The sequence below is a fragment of the Pseudomonas sp. DY-1 genome, from assembly GCF_003626975.1.
Lineage (GTDB): Bacteria > Pseudomonadota > Gammaproteobacteria > Pseudomonadales > Pseudomonadaceae > Metapseudomonas.
This window is the reverse complement of the sequence record NZ_CP032616.1, coordinates 3,817,140-3,842,837: the sequence shown is the minus strand read 5'-3', so window position 1 is coordinate 3,842,837 and position 25,698 is coordinate 3,817,140. Positions and strand designations below refer to the sequence as shown.

The following is a 25,698-nucleotide window of genomic DNA, read 5'->3' as shown; positions in this document are numbered from 1 at the left end:
CCACGTAATCCCCGCGGTGCGCATGGCGCACCCTACGGGAATGAAGAAGGGCGCCATTGGCGCCCTTTCTCGTTTCCCGGATTCAGCGTGTCAGCGTGGCACCAGTGCCGGCAGCAGGGTGCGCGAAATGGCTTCGCGCACGTTCGGCAACAGCGTGGCGCTGCCCCCCAGCAACTCTTCCACCAGGCGCCGCAGGGCGACCGCGCGCTCCGGGCTGAGACCGCTCACGGCCTGCTCGCAGGCCTGCTCGGCGCTCACCCCTGGCGGTATGCTGATTCCCAGCGCCACCAGGCGCTCGCGAAAGTCTTCCTGGTCGATCAGATCGGCATGCATCATCGCGCTATTCCTCCGCGTCAGGTGCTGCGCGATCAGCGCAGCACGCCCTCTTCCAGCAACAGTTTGAAGATAGCTTCGGCGCCCGCCTGCGGCGAGACATCCTTGAGTACCTGGCCGCCACCGCCTGATGCCTTGGCGGTCGCCGCCTTCATCCGCTCGGCGCCGGTCTTGGCCTTGATCACCTTGAGCCGCTTGGGCCGTGGGCGGGCCGGTTGCAGCTGGGCCTCGGCGAACAGTACATCCTCCACCAGCTCGACGTCTTCCGCTTCGATGCGACCCCGCCGGGCCGGGCCGAACGCGCTCTGCCGCGCAGTGGGTGCGGCGTTGTCGACACTGGCGAGGAAGGGCAGGCGCACCTTCAGCCGGCGGCGCTGGCCACGAGGCAGGGCTTGCAGCACCTGGGCCACGCCATTTTCGACTTTCTCCACCTCGGCAAGACCTACTACCAGCGGCCAGCCCAGGCGTTCGGCCAGCAGGTAGGGCAGCAGCCCCGAGCCTTCGCCGGTTTCCGCCTGGCTGCCGGTGAGCACCAGCTGGGCGCCGCTCTCGCGGAGGAAGTCCCCCAGCGAATGCAGGGCGTCGTCCTGCGGTCCCTGCTCGAGGACGATCAGTTCATCCAGACCCATACCCAGGTAGGCGCGCAAGGCTTCTTCATGGGGGTTGCCGGCATGCAACACGCGCAGGCGTGGGCCCGCCAGGCGCAGGCCGAGTTCCACCGCGCGGGCATCCTGGTCGGCGCGGCGCGCACGGCCCGAGGTGGGATGCGCGCCGATGGAGACCAGGCTGACGATCTTCAGTGCGTCATGCGGCATCGCGTGCCCCTCCCTGACGGTATTCGGTGGCCAGCTGGATCAGCGCGGCGAGGATGGCGCCGGAGTCGCCGATCACCGAGAGATCGGCGCGTTTGATCATGTCGCAGCCCGGGTCCATGTTCACCGCCACCACCTTGTCGCAGGCGCCGATGCCCTGCAGGTGCTGGATGGCGCCGGAGATGCCCACGGCCAGGTAGACCCGTGCGGTGACCCAGGTACCGGTGGCGCCGACCTGGCGGTTGCGCGGCATGAAGCCGTCGTCCACCGCCACGCGGGAAGCACCTTCGGTAGCGCCCAGGGCCCCGGCGGCCTCGTGGAACAGTGCCCAATCCTTCACCCCGTTGCCGCCGGAGAGAATGAACTCCGCTTCGGCCATGGGGATCTGCGCCGGGTCCACGGCTACCGGGCCGAGATCCTCGATGCGTGGCAGGCTGTGGGCAATGTTCGCTGTCAGGTCCAGCTCACGGGCTTCATGACGGGTTTCGCTGACCGGTTCTGCGCACTCGGCCGCAGCGAGGATCAGACGGGGCACGCTGCGTACCAGGTCTTCGCGACCCGCACCTGCGCGTCCGGTGGCCTGTTCATTGGCGACCTGCCAGACGCGGGTGGCCGGGCGCTCACCCAGCTTCGCGGCCAGCCGACGACCCAGTTCGCCGCCACCGGTGCGGCTATCGGGCAGCAGCCAGTGACGTGGGGCCAACTGGCTTTCCACGGCGCTCAACGCCAACACGCGGGCTTCCGGTGAGTAGCCATCGAACTCGCTGCCTTCGATACGCAGGATGCGGTCAACGCCTGCGGTGTCGAAGGCCGATTCCTTGTCCTCGCCGAAGAGCACGGCAACCACCGCACCCTCGCTGCCGGCCAGCTTGTTGGCCAGGCCGAGGAGGTCCTTGTCGTGGCTGGACAGACGGCCACCGACCATGTCCGGCACGACGCAGATGTGGAAGGCCGGTTGTTCGATCACGTGCAGCGGCAGCTGTATCACCTCGCTGGCGGCGCTGCGTTTGCCGGCAGTGCCCTGCTGGGCACCGCTGCGGTCAATGCGTTTTACGCCGCTGGGGCCGATGAATCCGGCAGCCGCGGCGTGGGGATTCTTGCGGATCAGGCCGTTGGGGCCCATCCAGCTCGTCTGCCCCTGCGTTTGCATGGCGGCATGCAGGGGGTGCAGGCGGTTGCGGGCGATCCACTCGGCACGCGGGTCGCGGCGGATGATGTCGCTCATGGGCGGGTCTCCAATGGCGAGTCGGAATGCATCGTAGGAGCGAGCTTGCTCTCGAAGGGGATCACGTCGGCGCCGTGGCGGTTCGCGAGCAAGCTCGCTCCTCCACGTGCTGCCAGTGCTGTGCCTACCATCACGCCACCTCCACGGCAGCTTTAACCGCCGAAGGCTTTTTTGCTTCCACCGGCGCCTCGATCAGCACGTCGGCTACCAGTTCGGCGATGTCCTTGATCTCCGGGCGGGGCGCTACCACGCCTTCGAGCATCGCGGTGCACTGCGGACAGCCCACGGCCACCAGCTCGGCGCCGGTTTCCTTGATGTCCACCATGCGCATGTCCGGAATCCGCTGCTTGCCGGGAATGTCGGTGATCGGCGCGCCGCCACCACCGCCGCAGCAACGGGAACGGAAGCCGGAACGTTCCATTTCCTTCACTTCGATACCGATGGCCTTGAGCACGGCGCGCGGAGCTTCGTACTCGCCGTTGTAGCGGCCCAGGTAGCACGGGTCGTGGTAAGTCACGCTGCCGCCCTTGTGCTGGCCGAGGCTGAGGCTGCCACCTTGCACCAGTTCGTTGATGTAGGTGCTGTGGTGCAGGACTTCGTAGCTGCCACCGAGGGCGCCGTACTCGTTCTTCAGCACATGGAAGCTGTGCGGATCGCAGGAAACGATCTTCTTGAAACGGTACTGGTTGAGGGTGGCGATGTTGCGCTTGGCCAGTTGCTGGAAGGTGGCCTCGTCACCCAGGCGCCGTGCCACGTCACCGCTGTCGCGTTCTTCCAGGCCGAGCACGGCGAAGTCGACGTTTGCGGCCTTCAGCACTTTGACGAAGGCTCGCAGGGTGCGCTGATTGCGCATGTCGAAGGCACCGTCGCCGACCCAGAACAGCACGTCGGCCTGCTTCTTCTCGCTCATCAGCGGCAGGTTCAGGTCAGCGGCCCAGTTCAGGCGACCGCCAGGGGCGAAGCCGCCGGGGTTGTCGGTGGCGATCAGGTTTTCCAGCACCTCGGCGCCCTTGTTCGGAGTGGCGCCCTTTTCCAGGGTGAGGTGACGGCGCATGTCGACGATGGCATCGACGTGCTCGATCATCATCGGGCATTCCTCGACGCAGGCCCGGCAGGTGGTGCAGGACCAGAGGGTGTCCGCTTCCACCAGCCCCTTGCCGCCCTGGACCACGATCGGCTGGTGCGGGCCACCGGCGTGTTCGCCCAGCGGGATACCCGGATACGGGCTGCCGGCGAACTTGGCGTCATTACCGCCAGCGAGACCGATGACCATGTCCTGGATCAGCTTCTTCGGGTTCAGCGGCTGGCCGGCGGCGAAGGCGGGGCACACGGCCTCACACTTGCCGCATTGCACGCAGGCATCGAAGCCGAGCAACTGGTTCCAGGTGAAGTCGGTAGGCTTTTCGACGCCCAGGGGCGCCTCGGGGTCGTTCAGGTTCAGCGCCTTGAGGCCGGTGGAACGGCCGCCGCCGAAGCGCTCGGCGCGGCGGTGCCAAGCCAGGTGCAGCGCACCGGCGAAGGCGTGCTTCATGGGGCCGCCCCAGGTCATGCCGAAGAACAGCTCGGAAACACCCCAGGCGACGCCAATGGCGAGGATACCGGCGAGGAACCAGCCGCCGAAGCCTTCCGGCAGGATGCCGGCCACCGGCAAGGTGGCGATGAAGAAGCTCGCCGAGAACATCAGCAGGCTCTTCGGCAGGCGCATCCATGGCCCCTTCGACAGGCGGGACGGCGGATTGCTGCGGCGCTTGGCGACGAAGAGGGCGCCTACGAACATCAGTACGGTGGCGGCGAGCAGGGCGAAGCCGAGGATCCGGCTGTGCAGGCCAAAGCCATGCACCACGATCGCCAACAGGGCCGACAGCACGAAACCGCCGGCAGTCGCCACGTGGGTCTTGGACATGTATTTGTCGCGCTCGACCACATGGTGCAGGTCCACCAGGTAGCGGCGTGGCATCTTCATGAGGCCGCCGATCCAGTCGACCTTCGCGGGTCTACCCCGGCGCCACATGAAAAAGCGCTTCGCGGCGCCAAGCACGGCAAGGCCGAGGGCGGCGAAGAGCAGGATGGGAAGAAGGGTGTTCAGCATTGTTGGTCTCCTACCGGGACCTGGAAGCGGCACGGATGGCTCCCTCTCCCTCTGGGAGAGGGTCGGGGTGAGGGAAGCTTGGCGTTACTGGGAGTCCGTACCGGCCCTTGCCACCCCTCACCCTCGGCCCCTCTCCCAGAGGGAGAGGGGAGCGCTCATCAGAAGTCCTTGCACAGACGCAAAGCGTCGTAGATCGCCGCGTGGGTGTTGCGCTGGGCCACGCAGTCGCCGATCCGGAACAGCAGGTAGCCGTCGCCGGGCTGGCTCAGGCAGGGCTGCGGCTTGATGGCGAACAGTGCCTCCACGTCGATCTGGCCCTTGTTGCGCGAACCTTCCTTGAGCGCGTAGTACAGGCCCTCGTCCGGACGCACACCGTTCTCGATGACGATCTGGTCCACCACGCGCTCTTCGCGGGCGCCGGTGTACTCGTTCTCCAGTACCGCCACCACCTTGTCACCCTCGCGGTAGACCTTCTCCAGCATCAGGTCGCCGGTCATGATCACTTCCTTGGGGTACATGCTGCGGTAGTAGGTCGGGAAGGTGGTGCCGCCCATGGCGATACCCGGCTTGATGTCGTCGGTGACGATTTCAACCTGGGCACCTTTCTCGGCGAGATAGTCCGCTGCCGACATGCCGCCAAACTCGCAGATGGTGTCGTAGACAAGCACATTCTTGCCCGGCGCCACGGTGCCGTTGAGCACGTCCCAGCTGCTGACCACCAGGCCTTCCGCCGCGCCCCAGTGCTCGTTCTGCTCCAGGAACGGATGGCCACCGTTGGCCAGGACGACGATGTCCGGCTTGAGGTCGAGAATGGTGTCCGGATCGGCCGCGGTGCCCAGGCGCAGGTCGACGCCCAGGCGCGCGATCTCCAGTTGGTACCAGCGGGTGATACCGGCGATCTGGTCACGCTGCGGCGCCTTGGAAGCGATGGTGATCTGGCCGCCGAGCTGATCCTTCTTCTCGAACAGCGTCACGTCGTGGCCACGCTCGGCCGCCACACGCGCCGCTTCCATGCCAGCCGGGCCGCCGCCGACGACGACCACCTTGCGCTTCACGCCGGTGGTCTTCTCGATGATGTGCGGTACGCCCATGTATTCGCGGGAAGTGGCGGCATTCTGGATGCAGAGCACGTCCAGGCCCTGGTACTGGCGGTCGATGCAGTAGTTGGCGCCAACGCACTGCTTGATCTGGTCAACCTGGCCCATCTTGATCTTGGCGATCAGGTGCGGGTCGGCGATGTGGGCGCGGGTCATGCCCACCATGTCCACGTAGCCGCCTTCCAGAATGCGGGTGGCCTGGTTCGGGTCCTTGATGTTCTGCGCATGCAGGACCGGGACGTTGACCACTTCCTTGATGCCGGCCGCCAGGTGCAGGAAGGGCTCCGGCGGGAAGCTCATGTTCGGGATCACGTTGGCCAGGGTGTTGTGGGTGTCGCAACCCGAGCCAACTACGCCGATGAAGTCGATCATGCCGGTGTCGCTGTAGTACTTGGCGATCTGCTTCATGTCGTCGTGGGACAGGCCGTCCGGGTGGAATTCGTCACCGCAGATACGCATGCCGACGCAGAAGTCGTCGCCGACTTCAGCGCGTACGGCCTTGAGCACTTCCAGGCCGAACTTCATGCGGCCTTCGAAGGTGCCGCCCCACTCGTCGGTACGCTTGTTGACGCGCGGGCTCCAGAACTGGTCGATCATGTGCTGGTGCACGGCGGACAGCTCGACGCCGTCCAGGCCGCCTTCCTTGGCCCGGCGCGCGGCCTGGGCGTAGTTGCCGATCACGCGCCAGATCTCTTCTACCTCGATGGTCTTGCAGGTAGCGCGGTGCACCGGTTCGCGGACGCCGGACGGCGACATCAGGGTCGGCCAGTTGAAACCATCCCAACGGGAACGACGCCCCATGTGGGTAATCTGGATCATGATCTTGGCGCCGTGCTTGTGCATGGCGTCGGCCAGATTCTGGAAGTGCGGGATGATGCGGTCGGTGGACAGGTTCACCGAGCTCCACCACTCCTGGGGGCTGTCGATGGCCACTACCGAGGAACCGCCGCAGATGGCCAGGCCGATGCCGCCCTTGGCCTTCTCTTCGTAGTACTTCACATAGCGGTCGGTGGTCATGCCGCCGTCGGTGGCGTAGACCTCTGCGTGGGCGGTGGACAGCACACGGTTGCGGATGGTGAGTTTGCCGATCTGAATCGGCTGGAACATTGCTTCGAATGCCATTGCCCTTTCCTCGCCTTACAGAGGTTTGACGATGAACAGGCCGTCGTCGTGGCCTTCTTCGGAGCCGCTGTACACCTGTTCGGCGACAGTGCGGATGCTGCTGCCACGGGCCTGGAGGATCTGGTCCATGGCGCCGGCGAACCAGCCGGTGAACATGTAGTCGACCTTGCGACCGACCTTGCCGTACACGTAGACGAAAGCAGAGTGCTTCAGGCGCACCTCGGCGGTGCCCTTGTCGAGGTCGATGGATTCGATCTGGAACAGGCCCCAGCCGCGCTGGGACAGACGCTTCATGTAGTGCTCGAACACCGCCACGCCTTCCAGGCCATGGCATTCGGCTTCCTTCTCACACCAGTGCCAGGCGGACTTGTAGCCGGCTTTGTAGAGGATCTCGGCGTAGCGCTCCGGGCCCAGTTCGGCCTCGATGCCCATGTGGTTGTTCACGAAGAAGTGACGGGGCACGTACAGCATCGGCAGGGCGTCGGTGGTCCAGACACCGGTTTCGCTGTCGACTTCGATGGGCAGTTCGGGGGCGTGTTTGGCCATGTTGTTCTAGCTCCGGAATTCGATTGGGCCCGGCTGCGGGCCGAATTAACCCCCTCTCCCTCTGGGAGAGGGTTGGGGTGAGGGTTTAAGGGGGGGCGAGCGGGATTCGACATCCCTCACCCCCGGCCCCACTCCCAGAGGGAGAGGGGCGAAGAGCGCTTATTCGCCCCAGACGTCCTTCAGCACGCGGACCCAGTTCTCGCCCATGACCTTGCGCACGACGCGCTCGGGCATGCCGCGCTTGAGCAGGGTTTCGGTGAGGTTGGGGAACTCGCCCACGGTGCGGATGCCCAGCGGGTTGACGATTTTCCCGAAGTTGGTCAGGCGGCGGGCGTAACCCTTGTCGTGGGTCAGCCACTCGAAGAATTCCTTGCCATGGCCCTGGGTGAAGTCGGTACCGATGCCGATGGCGTCTTCGCCAACGATGTTCATCACGTACTCGATGGCTTCGGCGTAATCGTCGATGGTCGAATCGATGCCCTTGGCGAGGAAGGGAGCGAACATGGTCACGCCGACGAAACCGCCGTGATCGGCGATGAACTTCAGCTCTTCGTCGGACTTGTTGCGTGGATGTTCTTTCAGGCCGGACGGCAGGCAGTGGGAATAGCAGACAGGCTTCTTGGATTCGAGGATGACTTCTTCGGAAGTCTTGGAACCCACGTGGGAGAGGTCGCACATGACACCGACACGGTTCATCTCGGCGACGATCTCGCGACCGAAGCCGGAGAGACCGCCGTCGCGCTCATAGCAGCCGGTGCCGACCAGGTTCTGGGTGTTGTAGCACATCTGCACGATGCCCACGCCCAGCTGCTTGAACACCTCGACGTAGCCGATCTGGTCCTCGAACGCATGGGCATTCTGGAAGCCGTAGAGAATGCCGGTCTTGCCTTGCTCCTTGGCCTTGCGGATGTCGGCGGTGGTTCGCACCGGAATCACCAGGTCGCCGTTCTCGCGGATCAGCTTGTTGCTCGCGGTGATGTTGTTCACCGTCGCCTGGAAGCCCTCCCAGACCGACACGGTGCAGTTGGCTGCGGTCAGGCCGCCCTTGCGCATGTCTTCGAAGAGTTCACGGTTCCACTTGGCGATGATCAGACCGTCGATGACGATGCTGTCGGCGTGCAGTTCGGCTGGGCTCATCAGGCTGTCCCCTGTTATCCATGCGCCGAATCTTCTGCCGGCGCTTTGAGGGGAGCATATCCCTGGGGAATCCGGCGCTATCGCGCAAAAGCGACCGGGGTATTGCCGAAAGCGTCAAGCCGGTCGCGAATGGGCAAGCGGGGTTCGGATGGGGGGTTTCCAAGGCGCTGGCACCGGCCTGTGTGAGCGAATTCATTCGCGATTGCACGTCGAAGGCGTGCCCTTGGAGCAACAAGGGCTGCTGCGCAGCCCTTTCGCGAATGAATTCGCTCCTGCAGGAGTGCATCAGTTGATCCCCGGAAGCACCACAGGTCCGCCTCGCCCCAAGTACGCGCGCGAAGCACCTATAAAGAAGGTAAGAGCGCCGATTTCCCCCAAGGTCGGTTTCAGGATGCGCAGGGTCGCAGGGGTGAAATTCCCGAATGGCGGGAATGGCAAGCTCCCCGAATGCTCTGGACTAGTGCGCAAAGACGCCCGGACAGGGCGCAAGGACGGCCGCCGCAAGGCCACGCTCCGTGACGTGGCAGGTGAGCCGCAGCCGATACCTCCGGACGACGAATGGCATTGACCTGTCGTCCGCGAAGCAGAGGAACGCTGTATGCCCGATGAGACGCTTCACCTGCCTCTGATCCACAGTGTGCTGGAGCGCGAGAAGAGCGCCCCCGGTGCCCTGTTGCCGATCCTGCATGCCATCCAGAGTGGTGTCGGGTACATCCCCGACGTCGCTATTCCCGAAATCGCTCATGCACTCAACCTCAGCCTGGCCGAAGTGCGCGGTGTGATCAGCTTCTACCACGACTTCCGCACCACGCCGCCGGCGCGCCATACCCTGCGCCTGTGCCGCGCCGAGTCCTGCCAGAGCATGGGTGCCGAACAGTTGGCTGCGCAGCTGCGCGAGCAACTTGAGCTGGACGACCACGGTACGAGTGCCGATGGCCAGATCAGTTTGCGACCGGTCTACTGTCTGGGCGCCTGCGCCTGTTCGCCGGCCCTCGAACTGGATGGTCGCGTGCATGCACGGCTCACGCCCGAGCGCTTGCGTTCCCTGGTGAACGGTTGCCTGGAGGACGGTTCATGCTGAGGCTGTGCATTCCCTGTGATTCCGTCGCCCGCGCTGTCGGGGCAGACGACGTGGCAGCTGCGTTCGCCCACGAGGCCGAACAGCGCAATCTGCCGCTGGAGATCAAGCGCACGAGCTCCCGAGGCCTGTACTGGCTGGAGCCGCTAGTGGAGCTGGACAGCGCCGAGGGTCGGTTGGGGTTCGGTCCGGTGGCACCTGAAGACGTGCCGTCGTTACTGGACGCGTTGCAAAGCAATGCGGGCGCCCATCCATTGGCCTTGGGGCCGGTGGAGGAAATCCCCTACCTGAAGAGTCAGCAGCGCTTGCTCTTTGCCCGGGCCGGCATCACCCGGCCGCTGTCACTGGATGACTATCGCGCCCACGACGGCTTCGAGGGCCTGAGCCGCGCGATCAGCCAAAAGGGCGACGATATCGTCGCCGCTGTGCTGGATTCCGGCCTGCGTGGCCGGGGTGGCGCAGCCTTCCCGGCCGGCATCAAGTGGCGCACCGTGCGCGGGGCCGTGGCCGAGCAGAAGTACGTGGTGTGCAACGCTGACGAGGGCGACTCCGGCACCTTCGCCGACCGCATGCTGATGGAAGGCGACCCCTTCCTGCTGATCGAAGGCATGGCCATCGCCGGCCTCGCTGTCGGCGCAACCAAGGGCTACATCTACGTCCGCTCCGAATACCCGCAGGCTGTGGACAACTTGAACGCCGCGCTGGCCATTGCTCGTGACGCAGGCTTCCTTGGCCAAGACGTGGGCGGCAGTGGCCTGGCCTTCGACCTGGAAGTGCGCGTAGGCGCCGGTGCCTACATCTGCGGTGAAGAGACCGCTCTGCTGGACTCGCTCGAAGGCAAGCGCGGCGTGGTCCGTGCCAAGCCGCCGCTGCCGGCGCTGCAAGGCCTGTTCGGCCAGCCGACCCTGGTGCACAACGTGCTAACCCTGGCGTCGGTGCCGGTCATCCTCGCCCGTGGCGCGCAGTTCTACCGGGACTTCGGCATGGGCCGCTCGCTGGGCACCATGCCCTTCCAGCTGGCCGGCAACATCCGTCACGGCGGCCTGGTGGAGCGCGCCTTCGGCCTGACCCTGCGCGAGCTGGTGGAAGACTATGGCGCCGGCACTGCCAGTGGCCGCCCGCTGAAGGCCGCGCAGGTGGGCGGCCCGCTGGGCGCCTGGGTGCCGCCGTCGCAATTCGATACGCCGCTGGACTACGAGGCCTTCGCCGCCATGGGCGCGATGCTCGGTCACGGTGGTGTGGTGGTCGCTGACGACAGCCTGGACATGGCCCACATGGCCCGCTTCGCCCTGCAGTTCTGCGCCGAGGAGTCCTGTGGCAAGTGCACGCCGTGCCGTATCGGCTCCACCCGGGGCGTGGAAGTGGTGGACCGCCTGCTGGCGGCTCCCAATGCCGCCGCGCGGGACGAGCAGGTGATTCTCCTCAAGGAACTCTGCGACACCCTGACCTACGGCTCGCTCTGCGCTCTTGGCGGCATGACCGCCTACCCGGTGACCAGCGCTCTCAAGCATTTCCCTGCCGACTTCGGTCTTGAGCCAGTGGAGGCCGACCAATGATCAATATCTTCGATCCTGCCAGCGACATCGACCTGGGCACTCCGGCCCGCGAAAGCGACGTGCAGGTCAGCCTTAGCATCGACGGCCGCGAGATCAGCGTGCCGGCCGGCACCTCGGTCATGCGTGCCGCGGCGCTGCTTGGCACCACCATCCCCAAGCTGTGCGCCACCGACAGCCTGGAAGCGTTCGGCTCCTGCCGTATGTGCCTGGTGGAGATCGACGGCATGCGCGGCTATCCGGCCTCGTGCACCACGCCGGTGAGCGAAGGCATGGTGGTCCATACCCAGACGCCCAAGCTCGCCACCCTGCGCCGCAATGTGATGGAGCTGTACATCTCCGATCACCCGCTGGACTGCCTGGCCTGCTCGGCCAACGGCAACTGCGAGCTGCAGACGGTCGCCGGCCAGGTGGGCCTGCGCGAGGTGCGCTACGGCTACGACGGCGCCAATCACCTGGATGAGCAGAAGGACGTCTCCAACCCCTATTTCGACTACGACCCGAGCAAGTGCATCGTCTGTAACCGCTGCGTGCGTGCTTGCGAGGAAACCCAGGGCACCTTCGCCCTGACCATCAGCGGCCGTGGCTTCGAGTCTCGCGTCGCTGCCGCGGGCGGCGACAATTTTCTCGACTCCGAGTGTGTTTCCTGCGGCGCCTGCGTACAGGCTTGCCCGACCGCCACGCTGATGGAAAAGAGCGTGGTCGAGATGGGCCAGCCGGAGCGCAGCGTCATCACCACCTGCGCTTACTGCGGCGTGGGCTGTTCCTTCCGCGCCGAGATGAAGGGCGACCAGTTGGTGCGCATGGTCCCGGACAAGAATGGCCAGGCCAACCACGGCCACTCCTGCGTCAAAGGCCGCTTTGCCTTCGGCTACGCCACCCATCCGGACCGCATCACCAAACCGATGATCCGCAAGCACATCGACGACCCCTGGCAGGAAGTCAGCTGGGACGAGGCGGTTACCTATGCAGCCAGCGAGTTCCGGCGAATCCAGCTCAAGTACGGGCGCGATTCCATCGGCGGCATCACCTCCAGCCGCTGCACCAACGAGGAAACCTACCTGGTACAGAAGCTGGTGCGCGCCGGCTTCGGCAACAACAACGTCGATACCTGCGCCCGCGTCTGCCACTCGCCCACTGGCTATGGCCTCAAGCAGACCCTGGGCGAGTCCGCCGGCACCCAGAGCTTCGACTCGGTGATGCAGGCCGACGTGGTGCTGGTGATCGGCGCCAACCCCACGGATGCCCACCCGGTGTTCGGTTCCCAGCTCAAGCGGCGCTTGCGTGAGGGCGCGCGACTGATCGTCATCGACCCACGGCGCATCGACCTGGTGGATTCCCCCCACGCCCGCGCCGAGCTGCACCTGGCGCTGCGTCCGGGCACCAACGTGGCCATGCTCAACGCCCTGGCCCACGTGATAGTCACCGAGGGCCTGGTCAACCAGAGCTTCGTCGACGCCCGTTGCGAGGCAACGGATTTCACCCGCTGGCGCGACTTCGTCAGCAAGCCGGAAAACTCGCCTGAAGCCTTGGGGCCGATCTGCGGCGTGTCGCCTGACGACATCCGCGCCGCCGCCCGCCTCTACGCCACCGGCGGCAACGCGGCCATCTACTATGGCCTCGGCGTTACCGAGCACAGCCAGGGCAGCACCGCGGTCATGGGTATCGCCAACCTCGCCATGGTCACCGGCAACATCGGCCGCGAGGGCGTCGGCGTGAACCCGCTGCGCGGGCAGAACAACGTCCAGGGTTCCTGCGACATGGGTTCCTTCCCCCACGAGCTGCCGGGCTACCGTCACGTCTCCAACGACGCGGTGCGCCACCAGTTCGAACAGGCCTGGGGCGTAACCCTGCAGCCCGATCCGGGCCTGCGCATTCCCAACATGTTCGAGGCGGCCCTCGGCGGTACCTTCAAAGCCCTCTACTGCCAGGGCGAGGACATCGCCCAGAGCGACCCCAACACCCAGCACGTCACTGCCGCTCTGTCGGCGATGGAGTGCGTGGTGGTGCAGGACATCTTCCTCAACGAAACCGCCAAGTTCGCCCATGTGTTCCTGCCGGGCAGCTCGTTCCTGGAGAAGGACGGCACCTTCACCAATGCCGAGCGGCGCATCTCGCGGGTGCGCAAGGTAATGGACCCGCTGGGCGGCAAGGCCGACTGGGAAGCCACAGTGGCCCTGGCCAATGCGCTGGGTTATCGCATGGACTACAAGCATCCCTCCGAGATCATGGACGAGATCGCGCGCCTGACGCCGACCTTTACGCGCGTCAGCTACGCCGAGCTGGATCGCCATGGCAGCCTGCAGTGGCCGTGCAACGACGCCGCCCCGGACGGCACCCCGACCATGCACATCGAGGAGTTCGTACGCGGCAAAGGGCGCTTCATGCTCACCGGCTATGTGCCCACCGAAGAAAAGGTCAACAGCCGCTACCCGCTGCTGCTGACCACCGGCCGCATTCTCAGCCAGTACAACGTCGGCGCCCAGACCCGACGTACCGACAACGTTGCCTGGCATGAGGAGGATCGCCTGGAAATCCACCCGAGCGATGCCGAAAGCCGGGGTATCAACGAAGGCGACTGGGTGGGCGTGGGCAGTCGCGCCGGGCAGACGGTACTGCGTGCCAAGGTGTCCGAGCGGGTGGCGCCGGGCGTGGTGTACACCACCTTCCACTTCCCCGAATCGGGGGCCAACGTGATCACCACCGATAACTCCGACTGGGCCACCAACTGCCCGGAATACAAGGTGACGGCGGTGGAGGTCTCAAGGGTCTACCAGCCCTCCGAATGGCAGAAACGGTATCAGCAGTTCAGTGACGAACAGCGGCGCCTGCTGAAGGAACGCCGCAGGACCGAAAAAGTCGAGGTACGCCGATGAGCACCGACAATCTGATCAAGATGGCCAACCAGATCGCCCAGTTCTTCGCCTCCGAACCGGACAAGGAGCAGGCTGTGAAGGGGGTGCGTACACACCTGCAGAGCTTCTGGACGCCGGCCATGCGTATCGAACTGATGGCTTGGCAAGTGGAACACCACGGTGAAAGCCTGCATCCCCTGGTCCAGCAGGCGCTGGCGGAGCAGGGGAGGGTGGCGTAGCCAGCGGTTTGTTCCTTGCAGGGGCGTGTTCATTCGCCAAGGGTGGCCTGGTTGCCCCTGCAAGGTTTCAGGGCAGACCTGCGGCCTGCTTGGCGAATGAATTCGCCCCCACAGGCTCCTGATCCGGATGCTCATGCCGGTCCTGGCTCGGGCAGGTGTTGAAGCGCGCGCGGTAGGCGCGGGAGAAGTAGGACGAGGACTCGAAGCCGCAGGCCAGCGCTACCTCCAGCACGCTCATGTCGGTCTGGCGCAGTAGCTGCCTGGCCTTCTCCAGGCGCAGGCCGAGGTAGAAGTTCGACGGCGTCTCCTTCAGGTGCAGACGGAACAACCGCTCCAGCTGGCGCGGCGTGACGCTCACCAGTTCAGCCAGCTCCCGCGAAGTCAGCGGTGTCTCGCTGTGCCGCTCCATTTCGCCAATCACCTGCACCAGCTTCTTGTTGTGCACATGGAAGCGGCTGGCGACCTGCATGCGCTGGTGGTCCTGCTGGGTGCGGATGCGACCCAGCACGAACTGCTCGGATACCTGCAGCGCCAGGGCTTCGCCGTGGCTGCGGGCGATCAGGGTGAGCATCAGGTCGAGGCTGGCGGTACCGCCGGCACTAGTGATGCGCCGTCCATCGATCTCGAAGAGTTCCTGGGTGACGCTCAGCGCCGGGTAGCGCTCCTGGAAAGCCTCGATGGCTTCCCAGTGCAGGGTCAGGCGCTGCCGGCTGAACAGCTCGGCTTCGGCCAGCACGAAGCTGCCGGTATCGATCCCCCCCAGCAGCAACCCCTCGTGCTCGGCTCGGTTTAGCCAGTGGGCCAGACGTGGGCCGAAGCTGGCGAGCGGGTCGAAGCCGGCGACCACGAACAGGCAATCCCCGTCCGGTGGAGTCTCCAGCCCGCCGTCGACATTCAGCGACATGCCATTGCTGCCCGCTACCGGCCCGCCGTCCAGACTGAGCAGGTGCCAGCGGTAAAGCTCGCCGCGAAATCGGTTGGCCACCCGCAAGGGTTCCACCGCCGACATCAGTCCCATCATCGAGAAGCCAGGCAGCAGAAGGAAGCTGAAAGTCTGGGACATGATCGGTTTCCACGGGTGGGATAACCCACTAAAAGGGAATGGCCAGGAGAGCGCAAGAAAGGTGGTCGTTCCTGTTCAACAGGTGGTCGTTTTAGTTCGAATCGTTGGGCGCAACGCTGCGTAATTTGTGTCCATCGGGTTGTAGTGGCGCCCGAAAACGGAAGGAGTCGCCCCCGGCTCCTGCACAACAAATACATGAACCGTTTGGCCGCAAGGGGAGCATCAATGAAACGTCTTACTGCATTCGCTGGTTGCTGTTTGTTCGCCCTCTCCAGTTCCGCCGCATTCGCCGCCGAAGACGCCAGTTGCCAGAAGATCCGCGTAGGCGTGGTCGGCTGGACCGACGTTGTCGCCACCACCGCCGTTGCCAACGAACTGCTTGGCAGCCTGGGCTACCAGACCAGCCAGACCCAGGCCTCGCAGCAGATCATCTTCGCCGGCATCCAGAAGAAACAGGTCGACGTATTCCTCGGCTACTGGAAGCCGATCATGGACGACAACATCAAGCCCTTCCTCGAAGCCAAGTCGGTGAAGGTCGCCGCAGAGCCTTCGCTGAGCGATGCCATCGCCGTACTCGCCGTACCCACCTACACCGCTGAGTCGGGCCTGCGCACCTTTGCCGATATCGCGAAGTTCAAGGACCAGCTCGACGGCAAGATCTACGGTATCGAGTCCGGTTCCGGCGCCAATACCGCGATCCAGAAGATGATCGACACCAACCAGTTCGGCCTGGGCGGCTTCAAGCTGGTGGAGTCCAGCGAGGCGGCCATGCTCACGGCGGTCAAGCGCGCGGTGAAGAACAACAAGCCGGTAGTCTTCTTCGGCTGGAAGCCGCATCCGATGAACATTCAGATGCCCATCACCTACCTCACCGGTAGTGAGGACGTGTTCGGCCCCAATGATGGCGCCGCCACGGTCTCCACTGTCACCGCTCCGGACTTCGCCCAACGCTGCCCCAACGCAGATCGCCTGCTGACCAACCTGCGCTTCACAAGCGCGCAGGAGGCGGAGCTGATGCAGCCGATCATGGAGCGGCAGGACCCGGCCAAGGTCGCCCGCCAATGGCTCAAGGCCAACCCTGAAGTGGTCAAGGGCTGGCTCGCCGGGATCACCACCTTCGACGGTAAGAGTGGCATCGATAGCGCCCTCGCTTCGCTGAAGTAACTCAACGCACCGCCCAGTGCGCGGGCCAGCCCGCGCACCGTTTCCGATCGCCTCGCAGAAGGATGAAACAACCGTGAACTACGAAGTCATCGTCACCTGTGCCGTCACCGGCGCCGGCGATACCGTCGGCAAGCATCCGGCCATTCCCGTCACTCCGAAGGAAATCGCTGCCGCCGCCATCGAAGCCGCCAAGGCCGGCGCCACCGTCGCGCACTGCCATGTGCGCGACCCGAAGACCGGCAAGCCGAGCCGCGATGTGGCCTTGTACCGCGAGCTGGTGGAGCGCATCCGCGAGAGCGACACCGACATCATCATCAACCTCACCGCCGGCATGGGCGGCGACCTGGAAATCGGCAAGGGCGAGCAGCCCCTGGAGTTCGGCACCGGCACCGACCTGGTCGGCCCACTGGAGCGATTGGCCCATGTGGAGGAGTTGCTGCCGGAAATCTGCACCCTTGATTGCGGCACCCTGAACTTCGGTGATGGCGATTTCATTTACGTCTCCACCCCGGCACAACTGCGTGCCGGCGCCAAGCGCATTACCGAGCTCGGCGTGAAGGCCGAGCTGGAAATCTTCGACACCGGCCATCTCTGGTTCGCCAAGCAGATGCTCAAGGAAGGCCTGTTGGAAGATCCACTGATCCAGATCTGCCTGGGCATCCCGTGGGGCGCACCGGCCGACACCACCACCATGAAGGCCATGGCCGACAACCTGCCGCCGGGCATCACCTGGGCAGGCTTTGGCATCGGTCGCTCGCAGATGCCGATGGTGGCCCAGGCAATGCTGCTGGGCGGAAACGTCCGCGTAGGCCTGGAAGACAACATCTGGCTGGATCGTGGCGTGCACGCCAGCAATGGCCAGTTGGTGGAACGGGCCATCGAGATCATCCAGCGCCTTGGCGGCCGTGCCCTGACTCCGGCTGAAGGGCGCGAAAAGATGAAGCTCAAGCGCCGCTGACCGTACGCACGTGTAGGAGCGAGCTCGCTCGCGAATGACGCTTCCAGGAGCTACGCGAGCAAGCTCGCTCCTACGGACTGTTTCCCCGGAAACCCAATTCGATTTGCCCGTCCAGGAGCCACTATGTCCTTCGTCACTCAGATCAAGACCTTTGCCGCCCTCGGCAGCGGCGTCATCGGCAGCGGCTGGATCGCCCGCGCCCTGGCTCACGGCCTCGACGTCATCGCCTGGGACCCGGCTCCCGGTGCCGAGGCCGCCCTGCGTTCGCGCATCGCCAATGCCTGGCCTGCGCTGCAGAAACAGGGCCTGGCGCCCGGTGCTTCGCAGGAGCGCCTGCGCTTTGTCGAGACCATCGAGGAGTGTGTGCGCAATGCCGATTTCATCCAGGAAAGCGCTCCCGAACGTCTCGATCTGAAACTCGACCTGCACGCGAAGATCAGCGCTGCAGCACGTCCGGATGTGATCATCGGCTCGAGCACCTCGGGCTTGCTGCCCAGCGAGTTCTACGCTGACGCGGTTCATCCGGAGCGCTGCGTGGTTGGCCACCCGTTCAACCCCGTCTATTTGCTGCCGCTGGTGGAAGTGGTAGGCGGTGAGAAAACCGCGCCAGAGGCTGTCCAGGCCGCGATCGAAATCTACACCGCACTGGGCATGCGTCCACTGCACGTACGCAAGGAAGTGCCCGGCTTCATCGCTGACCGCCTGCTCGAAGCCCTCTGGCGCGAGGCGCTGCACCTGGTGAATGACGGCGTGGCCAGCACCGGCGAGATCGACGATGCCATCCGTTTCGGCGCCGGCTTGCGCTGGTCGTTCATGGGGACTTTCCTGACCTACACCCTGGCAGGTGGCAATGCCGGCATGCGGCATTTCATGGCCCAGTTCGGCCCGGCGTTGCAACTGCCGTGGACCTACCTGCCGGCGCCGGAACTGACCGACGCCCTGATCGACCGGGTGGTGGAGGGCACGTCCGAGCAACAGGGGTCGCGCAGCATCGCCGAGCTGGAGCGCTACCGTGACGACTGCCTGCTGGCGGTCCTTGGCGCCGTCCGCGAAACGAAGTCGGCACACGGTTTCGCCTTCGCCGAGTGATCCATTCGTTGGACCTCGCAGGCCAGCACCAACCTACGGGAATGCGGTAGGTTGGTGCTGAGCGGAGCGCAGCCCAACATCCTGTATCGGAGCCATAGCATGCCCACAGCCCTGACTACCTACCGCACCGCCGTCCTTCCAGACTGGGTGGACTACAACGGTCACCTGCGGGATGCGTTCTACCTGCTGATCTTCAGCTACGCCACCGATGCCTTGATGGACGAAATCGGCCTTGACGAAAAGGGACGTGCCGTCACGGGGCACACGCTATTCACGCTGGAATGCCATCTCAATTACCTGGCCGAGGTGAAGTTGGGTGCCGAAGTGGAGGTGCGCACGCAACTGCTCGGCCATGACGCCAAGCGGCTGCAAATCCACCACGGGCTGTATCTGAAGGGGGGAGATGAGTTGCTGGCGGCCAGCGAGCAGATGCTGATGAACGTGGATGCCGAGGCCTCGCGGTCGGCGGTTTTCGCTGCCCCTGTGGCGGCGAAGGTCGAGGTAATCGCTGCGGCTCATTGCGAGCTGCCACGGCCTCGGCACGTGGGTTGTGTGATCGGTCTGCCGCCGCCTCGCTGAGGCGGCGTCAAACCAGGCTGGCGTGTGCGCTCAGGGGGTGGGTACCACGTAACGGCGGGCGAAGTCGATCAGGTCGACCTGGTTGCGGGTCTTCAGCTTGTCCATCAAACGGGATTTGTAGGTACTTACTGTCTTGTGGCTGATGAACAGCTGCTTGGCGATTTCCTGGTTGTTCTTGCCATTAGCCAGATTCTGCAGGACCGCCAGCTCGCGGTCGGACAGCGTATCCAGCAGATGGCTATCGCTGCATTCTCCGCGCTGCGAGGAATCCGGCAGGTGCACGGTGCTGGGGAACAGGCTGTACCCGGACAATACCGATCGCACGGCCGAGATCAGGCTGACCGCCTGTTCCTGCTTGGACATGTAGCCGGTGGCGCCCGCCTGCAGGCAGCGGTTGGCATACAGCGAGGCCGGCAGCGATGTCAGCACCAGCAGCTTGAGGTTGGCGTCCATGCTGCTGAGCCGGCCCAGCACTTCCAGGCCATCGAGCTTGGGAATGGCGATATCCAGAATCACCAGGTCGGGGCGAAGCGCACGCGCCATGCTCAGGCCTTCTACGCCGCTCTCGGTCTCACCGACCACTTCGTAGTCTTCTCGCTCCAGCAGTACACGAGTTGCAAATCGGATCATGGACTGATTGTCGATCAGCAGTACCTTGTTCATCTGTTGGTTCTCCATGTCAGGTTTCCAATGAGTACGGAGCGCTCACAGGCCTTCTGAAATTGCCGTTGAAAACGGGGGGGCTATCGAAGATGCGGATGGCCACGCCGGCCCATTGAGGTTTGGGTTCGTTTCGCTCAGCGCCGAGATGAGTCAAGTTGGCATTAACTGAAATCCTATTCAGAATCTAAGCAACTTGTCGTTCAGACTGATCCGATAACTTCGTACTAACTTTCACCTGCCCTTGAGGCTTGCCAGCACTGTTTTTGGGTATCTCAAGTAGCGGGTGAATGTTCAGGGCCGGAAGTATATTGGCGGTTTGCCTTTTGATTTGACGTTTAGGAAGTTTCCTACAGCGCCTGTAGGCAAGCTTCCTGGAGTGTTCCCCAGCCCGATTAAAGTGCCCTATCTCAACTAATGTTCTGTTCATTCAATTCTTCGAGGCGGACTGGCCAGGTGACCTGTAATTTCATTTCCAGAGCACGGCTGCTGCCTGTCCTGTTCCTCTGCTGGCTATTTCTGGCCGGGACAGCTGCCTACGCTTGGGAGGATGCCCGCCCACTAGTCCTTTCCAGCCAACTGGTGGTCGACCAGCAGGAACTGCTGATCAGCGAGGAAGACTGGCACTGGCTACGGCAAAAGCGCGAGCTGGTGCTGGGGGTTGCGGGTGGCGAGTTCGCGCCCATGGAAATCATCGGACGTGCTGGTGGCTACGAGGGCATCGCGGCCGACGCTATGGCACTGGTCCAGCAATTGCTCGGCATGCAGGTCCGGCTGCGTCGTTATGCTGACCGGCCGGCCCTGCTGCAGGCCCTGGTCGCCGGCGAGATTGACCTGCTGGTTGGCGACGGGCAGGACGGTGCCGGCCTGCCGGTCGTTCGCAGTCTGCCCATTGCGACCGATCGCCTGGCGCTGTTTCGCCGCTATGACGATAAGCGCGACTTCCCGCAGGACCTTGCCGGCATCACCGTAGCCCTGGTGCCTGGGCACGACCAGGCCCTCGGCCAGCGTTATCCCGGCGCGCGGCAGGTTGTTGCCCGATCGGTGGAGGATGGTCTGGCGGCGGTGGCGTTCGGCGAGGCTGACTTGCTGCTTGGCGACCTGCTTCCGGTCTATTACCAGCTCAACCGCAACTTCTACGGCATGGCCAGGTTCGACCGCTTTGTCGACCAGCCGGATGTCGGTATCGCATTCATCGTTCGGGAGCAGGACCAGCGCCTGTTGCGTAGCCTCGATGCCACACTGCGGGCGGTTGGCCGGGCGCGGCTCGACGAGATATCCCGGCGCTGGATGGGCATTGGTGTGATTCCAGTGCGCGACCTGCAGCCGCTAACCCCCGAGGAAGCACGCTGGACGCAATCCCATCCAGTCGTGCGGCTGGTGATAGACGACGACAAGGCACCGCTGGCGTACTTCGACGACAGCGGGCAGTTGCGTGGCGTTGTGGCGGACCTGTTGGAAATGGTCTCGGTACGCACCGGGCTGCGCTTCGAGGCAGTCAGTCATGCCGGGGGGCCGGCACGCCAACTCGAAAACCTGCAAAGCGGCGATGCGGACCTGGCCATCCTGACCCCCAGCAAGGAGCGCGAAGGCCAGCTGCGCTTCACCCGGCCTATCGCCAGCAGCCCCTTTGTGCTGGTGGCGCGCATGGACGCAGGCGGGCAGGCCGAGCCGATCGGGAGGAGCGGTCAGCGCCTGGCCGTCAGCCGGGGTAACGTGGCCCGGGAAGAGGTCCACCGGGTCTACCCGGAGATGCAACTGGTCGACGCCGTTTCCTCTCTGGATGCCATGAACATGGTCCGGTCCGGCGAGGCTGACTATGCGTTGGTGGCAATGCCGGTGGCGCAGTACTACACCGTGCCCCTGTTCGAGAACAGTTTGAAGATCGCGACCCTGGTACCCATCGAACCGGCGCTTGCCAATTTCGCCGTGCGCCGCGCCGATACCGAGTTGTACTCGATCATCGAGAAAGCCCTGGCCAGCATTTCGCCGGACGAGCTGAACGCAGCCTCCAATCGCTGGCGCGGAAGCCAGGGCATGAGCCCGCAGACCTGGCGCGACTACAGCACGCTGATTCAGCGCATCCTCATCGGTTCGGCCCTGTTGTTGCTGCTCGTTCTGGCCTGGGTCCTGCACCTGCGGCGCGAGGTGCGTCGCCGACAGACGGCCGAGCGCCAGCTCAGCGACGAGCTGCGCTTCATCGAAACCCTGACCGACAGCATGCCGCCACCGCTCTATGTGCGGGATACCGAGGGGCGGCTGCTATCGTGCAACCGCAGCTATTCGACCAGCCTCAGACTGGCTCCGGAACAGGGGCGTGGCCTCACCGCGATGGAGCTGCCCGCGGATGTTTTCGAGGCAGCACCGGAATTCCACCGCCTGTACCTCCAGGCCATGGCGGAAGGGCGGATGATCAAGGGCGTCCACCACGTTCGACTCGGCGGCAAGAGCCTGTGGATCGATCACTGGATCCAGCCCTTCCAGGACTCCACCGGCAAGGTGAAGGGCGTGATCTGCGGGTGGCTCGACATCACGGAGCATCGTCATCTGGTGCAGGAGCTGGAGTCGGCCAAGAACCTGGCCGATGAAGCCAGCCGGGCCAAGACTACGTTCCTCGCGACCATGAGCCACGAGATCCGTACGCCGATGAACGCCGTGATCGGAATCCTCGAGCTGGCATTGAAGCGCGCTGCCGATCAGCCCATCGACCGCTCCAGCATCGAAGTCGCCTACGGCTCGGCGCGAAGCTTGCTGGCGCTGCTCGGCGACATCCTCGATATCGCCCGTATCGAGTCGGGCCGGCTCAGCCTGGCGCCACAACGGGCCAGCCTGCGCGAGCTGGTGGAGTCGGTGGCAAGGGTGTTCGACGGGCTGGCGCGGCAGAAACGCTTGAGCCTGTTGCTGGATATCGATTCCAGTATCCAGGGCGACGTGCTGGTGGACGCCCTGCGCTTCAAGCAGATCCTCTCCAACCTGATCAGCAACGCCATCAAATTCACCCGCGAAGGCAATGTTCGTGTGCACATCCACGGTGAGGAACTGGAAGGCGAACTGCTGCGTGTCCATCTGGCTGTCGAAGACACCGGCATCGGTATCTCGCAGGAGGAGCAAGGGCGGCTGTTCCGCCCCTTCGCCCAGGTGGAGCGTGGCAATCACCAGACAGAAGGCGCAGGCCTGGGGCTGGTCATCAGCCGGTCGCTCTGCGAAATGATGGGTGGCCGGCTGAACCTGACCAGCACGCCCGGCCAGGGCACGCGGATCGACGTGGAGCTGCGCCTGCATCGTCTCGAGTCTGTCGACGAGCCGGCGCTGCCCTCGTCCGATGGCGTACTGCAACGCCGCAGGTTGCGCGTGCTGGTGGTCGATGATCACCCGGTGAATCGGCAGATCCTCGCCCAGCAACTGGGTTACCTGGGACACGAAGTGGTTGCGGTCGAGAATGGCGTGGAGGCCCTCGCTGCCTGGCGGGCGTATCCGTTCGATGTGATTGCCACCGATTGCCATATGCCACGGATGAATGGCGCCGACCTTGCCCGCGCTGTTCGCGCCGAAGAGCGCCAGGGGCTGCGTCCGCCGACGCTTATTCTCGGGCTTACGGCCGATGCCCAGCCGGAAGAAGTCGAGCGGGGACTGCAGGCTGGCATGGACGACTGCCTGATCAAACCAATCGGCCTCGACCTGCTGGAAGAAAAGCTTTGGGGGGCGTCTGGAGGCGTGCCCGTGGCCGATACGAACTCGACGCCAGCATCGACGGGTACCGCGCTGTTCGACCTGTCGCCACTGGCACCGCTAACCGGCGGTGATAGCGTGCTGATCCGCAATCTGGTGAACGAGTTGCTGGAGACCAATCGCCGGGATCTGGCGCCCTTGGTCGAGTTGGCCGGGAAGAGCGATGCGCCGGCACTGGCGGAACTCGCCCACCGACTCAAGGGTGCCGCACGCGTGATCCGGGCGGAGACGCTGATCGCCGCCTGCAACAGTCTCGAACAGGCGTGCAAGCTACCAGCGCCACAACCCTCCGACCTGCGCGCGGGTGCGGACAGACTGCGCGGGGCGATGCTGGAGCTGGAAAGCGCGTTGTTGGCAGAGATGGCCCAGGGGGATCAGTGAATTCCGGGCTGCGGATGATTGGCCAGCAGGTTACGGAAGCTACTGCGATCCAGTGGCCGCGCGAAGAGAAACCCCTGCGCCACCTTGCAACCGAGTGACAGCAGACGGTCACGCTGCTCGTTGGTTTCCACACCTTCCACCACCAGGGTCAGGTCCATGGCATCGGCCATGGCGACGGCGCTGCTGATGATCGCCCGGCTGCGTGGCTGGTTGTTCAGCTTGCGGACGAAGGCGGCATCCAGCTTGACCTGGCTGAAGGGCAGTTCACACAGGCGATCCAGTGATGAGTAGCCGGCACCGAAGTCATCCATGGCCAGTCCACAACCCATCAGGCGCAGGCGAACGAGGCTTTCCAGGCTGGCTGCTGGCGCTTCTACCAGGCCGGTTTCCGTGAGCTCGAAGGTCAGTCCGGAGCCTGGCAGCCCAGCCGATTCCAAGGCCAGGCCAACGCGCTCGGCGATGTCGAGGTTGCCCAGTTGCCGGGGATGGATATTGAAGGCGAGGTTCACCTGACGGCCGCTGCGGGCGAGTTCCTGTTGCAGTTCGAGGCCTTGTTCGACGAGCTGCCAGAACAGGCGATCGATCAGGCCATGGCGTTCCATGACGGGCAGGAAATGGCCCGGCGACAACAGGCCCCGCTGTGGGTGGCGCCAGCGCGCGAGAACTTCGGCGCCGTGCAGTTCACCGCTTTCCATGCACACCTTCGGCTGGAAGAACGGCTCGAATTCACCTTGCGCCAGGCCCTCGAGGATCTCCTCCAGAGTGGGTGGCGCGCTCGTCGTGGTGAAGGCTTCTATCCTTGCCGGAAGTGCGGCGTGGCGTTCCAGCAGGCCGGCTGCGCGCTGCATGTCGAAGGGCTTGCCGAGGTCACCGAGGAAGTCCAATCCAAGGCAGCGGATCATGGCTATTGTTGCTTGACGCAGCTCGGGTTCCACTTCGCTGCTGAGGATCACCGAACGGATGACGCCGGCCTGGCTGGCATGGCGGAGGAAGGCTGCTCCATCCATGCCGGCCATGCGCAGGTCGCAGAACGCGATGTCGACCCCGCCGCAGGATTTGAGCAGGGACAAGGCGCTGGCACCGTCCTCCGCTTCGTGGATATTCACGAGCCCCAGCTGCCGAAGGGCGGTCACAGCGATCAGGCGCTGGAACGGTTCGTCTTCCAGGACCAGAATGCTCAGGTTCTTCATGGCGGGCTCGACATAATTTGGGATAACGGCCAAGTTACATAGCGATGCACGCCTCCAGCTAGGCGATGCTTCCTAGGCGGCTGTAGGAAATTTCATCGGTGGTCGGCTTCGGCCAAATTTGGGTGCAGCGTCATGGATGTCTGGCCCCTTTTTCGAGGTTGCAATGAGAAGTGCCCTGATCGTCGACGATCATCCAGTGATTCGCATGGCCGTCCGCATGTTGCTGGAGCGCAATGGGATGGAAGTCGTCGGTGAGGCTGACAATGGCGTCGATGCCTTGCAGCTGATCCGCCAGCATGAGCCGGATATCGTCATTCTGGATATCGGCATTCCACGTCTCGATGGCCTGAATGTCATCTCGCGAATCCAGGCGCTGGGACTGGACAGTCATGTGCTGGTGCTGACCTCGCAATCGGCGGAGGGCTTCGCCCAGCGCTGCTTCCAGGCAGGGGCAAAGGGCTTTGTCAGCAAGGAAGAGGACTTGCAGAACCTGCTGACGGCCATCAACGCCATCAACGCTGGATTCACGGTCTTTCCGTCCACTTCGCTGAATGGCAGCCAGACACCCGTGCTGAGCGAAAGTGAGCTGGTGGAGCGGTTGTCCAACCAGGAACTGATGGTTTTGCAGTACCTGGCGACCGGCCTGTCGAACAAGGAAATTGGCGAGCGCATGCTGCTTAGCAACAAGACCATCAGCACCTACAAGACTCGCATTCAGCAGAAGCTCAACCTCGGGTCTTTGCTGGAGCTGATCGAATTCGCCCGTCGCAATGACCTTGCAGAACGACCCGAAGGCTGA

At 64.3% G+C, this 25,698-nt stretch carries 20 protein-coding genes; 10 read left to right on the top strand and 10 right to left on the bottom strand.

Features of this window, described 5'->3' with window-relative positions:
• Nucleotides 1-90 precede the first annotated feature (90 nt).
• The 7 genes from D6Z43_RS18170 to D6Z43_RS18140 all read right to left on the bottom strand — a co-directional run bounded on the left by D6Z43_RS18170 (nucleotide 91) and on the right by D6Z43_RS18140 (nucleotide 8,361).
• Nucleotides 91-336, bottom strand: coding sequence for a hypothetical protein (locus D6Z43_RS18170; protein WP_120653486.1), 246 nt, complete (start codon nucleotides 334-336; stop codon nucleotides 91-93).
• A 32-nt stretch (nucleotides 337-368) separates the two neighbouring features.
• On the bottom strand, nucleotides 369-1,148 hold the full coding sequence (locus tag D6Z43_RS18165) for an electron transfer flavoprotein subunit beta (RefSeq protein WP_120653485.1): 780 nt from the start codon (nucleotides 1,146-1,148) through the stop codon (nucleotides 369-371).
• Nucleotides 1,138-2,370 (bottom strand): electron transfer flavoprotein subunit alpha/FixB family protein, encoded by a 1,233-nt coding sequence (locus D6Z43_RS18160; protein WP_120653484.1) that lies wholly within the window; start codon nucleotides 2,368-2,370, stop codon nucleotides 1,138-1,140. The genes D6Z43_RS18165 and D6Z43_RS18160 overlap by 11 nt, the downstream gene beginning before the upstream one ends.
• Before the next feature lie 130 nt (nucleotides 2,371-2,500).
• Complete coding sequence (gene dgcB / locus D6Z43_RS18155) at nucleotides 2,501-4,459, bottom strand: dimethylglycine demethylation protein DgcB (protein WP_120653483.1); 1,959 nt, start codon at nucleotides 4,457-4,459, stop codon at nucleotides 2,501-2,503.
• 158 nt (nucleotides 4,460-4,617) lie between these two features.
• Nucleotides 4,618-6,678, bottom strand: coding sequence for a dimethylglycine demethylation protein DgcA (gene dgcA, locus D6Z43_RS18150; protein ID WP_120653482.1), 2,061 nt, complete (start codon nucleotides 6,676-6,678; stop codon nucleotides 4,618-4,620).
• A gap of 15 nt (nucleotides 6,679-6,693) precedes the next feature.
• The gene (locus D6Z43_RS18145) at nucleotides 6,694-7,224 is read right to left on the bottom strand and encodes a 4-vinyl reductase (protein ID WP_044871140.1); all 531 of its coding nucleotides are present in this window, start codon (nucleotides 7,222-7,224) and stop codon (nucleotides 6,694-6,696) included.
• Between the two features lie 159 nt (nucleotides 7,225-7,383).
• Nucleotides 7,384-8,361, bottom strand: a complete 978-nt coding sequence (locus D6Z43_RS18140) for a dipeptidase (protein WP_120653481.1) — start codon at nucleotides 8,359-8,361, stop codon at nucleotides 7,384-7,386.
• Nucleotides 8,362-8,959: 598 nt separating this feature from the next.
• Here D6Z43_RS18140 and D6Z43_RS18130 point away from each other — a divergent pair.
• The 4 genes from D6Z43_RS18130 to D6Z43_RS18115 are packed head-to-tail and all read left to right on the top strand — an operon-like array spanning nucleotide 8,960 to nucleotide 14,086.
• Complete coding sequence (locus D6Z43_RS18130) at nucleotides 8,960-9,442, top strand: formate dehydrogenase subunit gamma (protein ID WP_120653479.1); 483 nt, start codon at nucleotides 8,960-8,962, stop codon at nucleotides 9,440-9,442.
• The gene (locus D6Z43_RS18125; RefSeq protein WP_120653478.1) at nucleotides 9,436-10,995 is read left to right on the top strand and encodes an NADH-quinone oxidoreductase subunit NuoF; all 1,560 of its coding nucleotides are present in this window, start codon (nucleotides 9,436-9,438) and stop codon (nucleotides 10,993-10,995) included. The genes D6Z43_RS18130 and D6Z43_RS18125 overlap by 7 nt, the downstream gene beginning before the upstream one ends.
• Nucleotides 10,992-13,868, top strand: coding sequence for a formate dehydrogenase subunit alpha (gene fdhF / locus D6Z43_RS18120; protein WP_120653477.1), 2,877 nt, complete (start codon nucleotides 10,992-10,994; stop codon nucleotides 13,866-13,868). Before D6Z43_RS18125 ends, fdhF begins: the two co-directional genes overlap by 4 nt.
• Complete coding sequence (locus tag D6Z43_RS18115) at nucleotides 13,865-14,086, top strand: formate dehydrogenase subunit delta (protein ID WP_120653476.1); 222 nt, start codon at nucleotides 13,865-13,867, stop codon at nucleotides 14,084-14,086. The genes fdhF and D6Z43_RS18115 overlap by 4 nt, the downstream gene beginning before the upstream one ends.
• A 67-nt stretch (nucleotides 14,087-14,153) precedes the next feature.
• On the opposite strand, the gene D6Z43_RS18110 is transcribed toward D6Z43_RS18115, so the two are convergent.
• Nucleotides 14,154-15,149 (bottom strand): GlxA family transcriptional regulator, encoded by a 996-nt coding sequence (locus tag D6Z43_RS18110; protein WP_120653475.1) that lies wholly within the window; start codon nucleotides 15,147-15,149, stop codon nucleotides 14,154-14,156.
• A gap of 225 nt (nucleotides 15,150-15,374) precedes the next feature.
• Here D6Z43_RS18110 and choX point away from each other — a divergent pair, with 225 nt between their 5' ends.
• The 4 genes from choX to D6Z43_RS18090 all read left to right on the top strand — a co-directional run bounded on the left by choX (nucleotide 15,375) and on the right by D6Z43_RS18090 (nucleotide 18,939).
• Complete coding sequence (choX, locus tag D6Z43_RS18105; RefSeq protein WP_120653474.1) at nucleotides 15,375-16,313, top strand: choline ABC transporter substrate-binding protein; 939 nt, start codon at nucleotides 15,375-15,377, stop codon at nucleotides 16,311-16,313.
• Between the two features lie 73 nt (nucleotides 16,314-16,386).
• Nucleotides 16,387-17,271 carry a 3-keto-5-aminohexanoate cleavage protein gene (locus D6Z43_RS18100; protein ID WP_120653473.1) on the top strand — a complete coding sequence of 295 codons (885 nt, stop codon included), beginning with the start codon at nucleotides 16,387-16,389 and terminating at the stop codon, nucleotides 17,269-17,271.
• A gap of 123 nt (nucleotides 17,272-17,394) precedes the next feature.
• Nucleotides 17,395-18,360 carry an L-carnitine dehydrogenase gene (locus D6Z43_RS18095; protein ID WP_120653472.1) on the top strand — a complete coding sequence of 322 codons (966 nt, stop codon included), beginning with the start codon at nucleotides 17,395-17,397 and terminating at the stop codon, nucleotides 18,358-18,360.
• A gap of 99 nt (nucleotides 18,361-18,459) precedes the next feature.
• Nucleotides 18,460-18,939 (top strand): thioesterase family protein, encoded by a 480-nt coding sequence (locus D6Z43_RS18090; protein WP_120653471.1) that lies wholly within the window; start codon nucleotides 18,460-18,462, stop codon nucleotides 18,937-18,939.
• Between the two features lie 30 nt (nucleotides 18,940-18,969).
• On the opposite strand, the gene D6Z43_RS18085 is transcribed toward D6Z43_RS18090, so the two are convergent.
• The gene (locus tag D6Z43_RS18085) at nucleotides 18,970-19,602 is read right to left on the bottom strand and encodes a response regulator transcription factor (protein ID WP_120655299.1); all 633 of its coding nucleotides are present in this window, start codon (nucleotides 19,600-19,602) and stop codon (nucleotides 18,970-18,972) included.
• Nucleotides 19,603-20,055: 453 nt separating this feature from the next.
• On the opposite strand from D6Z43_RS18085, the gene D6Z43_RS18080 reads away from it, so the two are divergent.
• The gene (locus D6Z43_RS18080; protein WP_256660881.1) at nucleotides 20,056-23,709 is read left to right on the top strand and encodes an ATP-binding protein; all 3,654 of its coding nucleotides are present in this window, start codon (nucleotides 20,056-20,058) and stop codon (nucleotides 23,707-23,709) included.
• Here D6Z43_RS18080 and D6Z43_RS18075 read toward each other — a convergent pair.
• A complete protein-coding gene (locus D6Z43_RS18075) occupies nucleotides 23,703-24,899 on the bottom strand; it encodes an EAL domain-containing protein (RefSeq protein WP_120653469.1) in 1,197 nt (398 codons plus the stop codon). The genes D6Z43_RS18080 and D6Z43_RS18075 overlap by 7 nt on opposite strands.
• A 163-nt stretch (nucleotides 24,900-25,062) precedes the next feature.
• On the opposite strand from D6Z43_RS18075, the gene D6Z43_RS18070 reads away from it, so the two are divergent.
• Nucleotides 25,063-25,698 carry a response regulator transcription factor gene (locus tag D6Z43_RS18070; protein WP_120653468.1) on the top strand — a complete coding sequence of 212 codons (636 nt, stop codon included), beginning with the start codon at nucleotides 25,063-25,065 and terminating at the stop codon, nucleotides 25,696-25,698.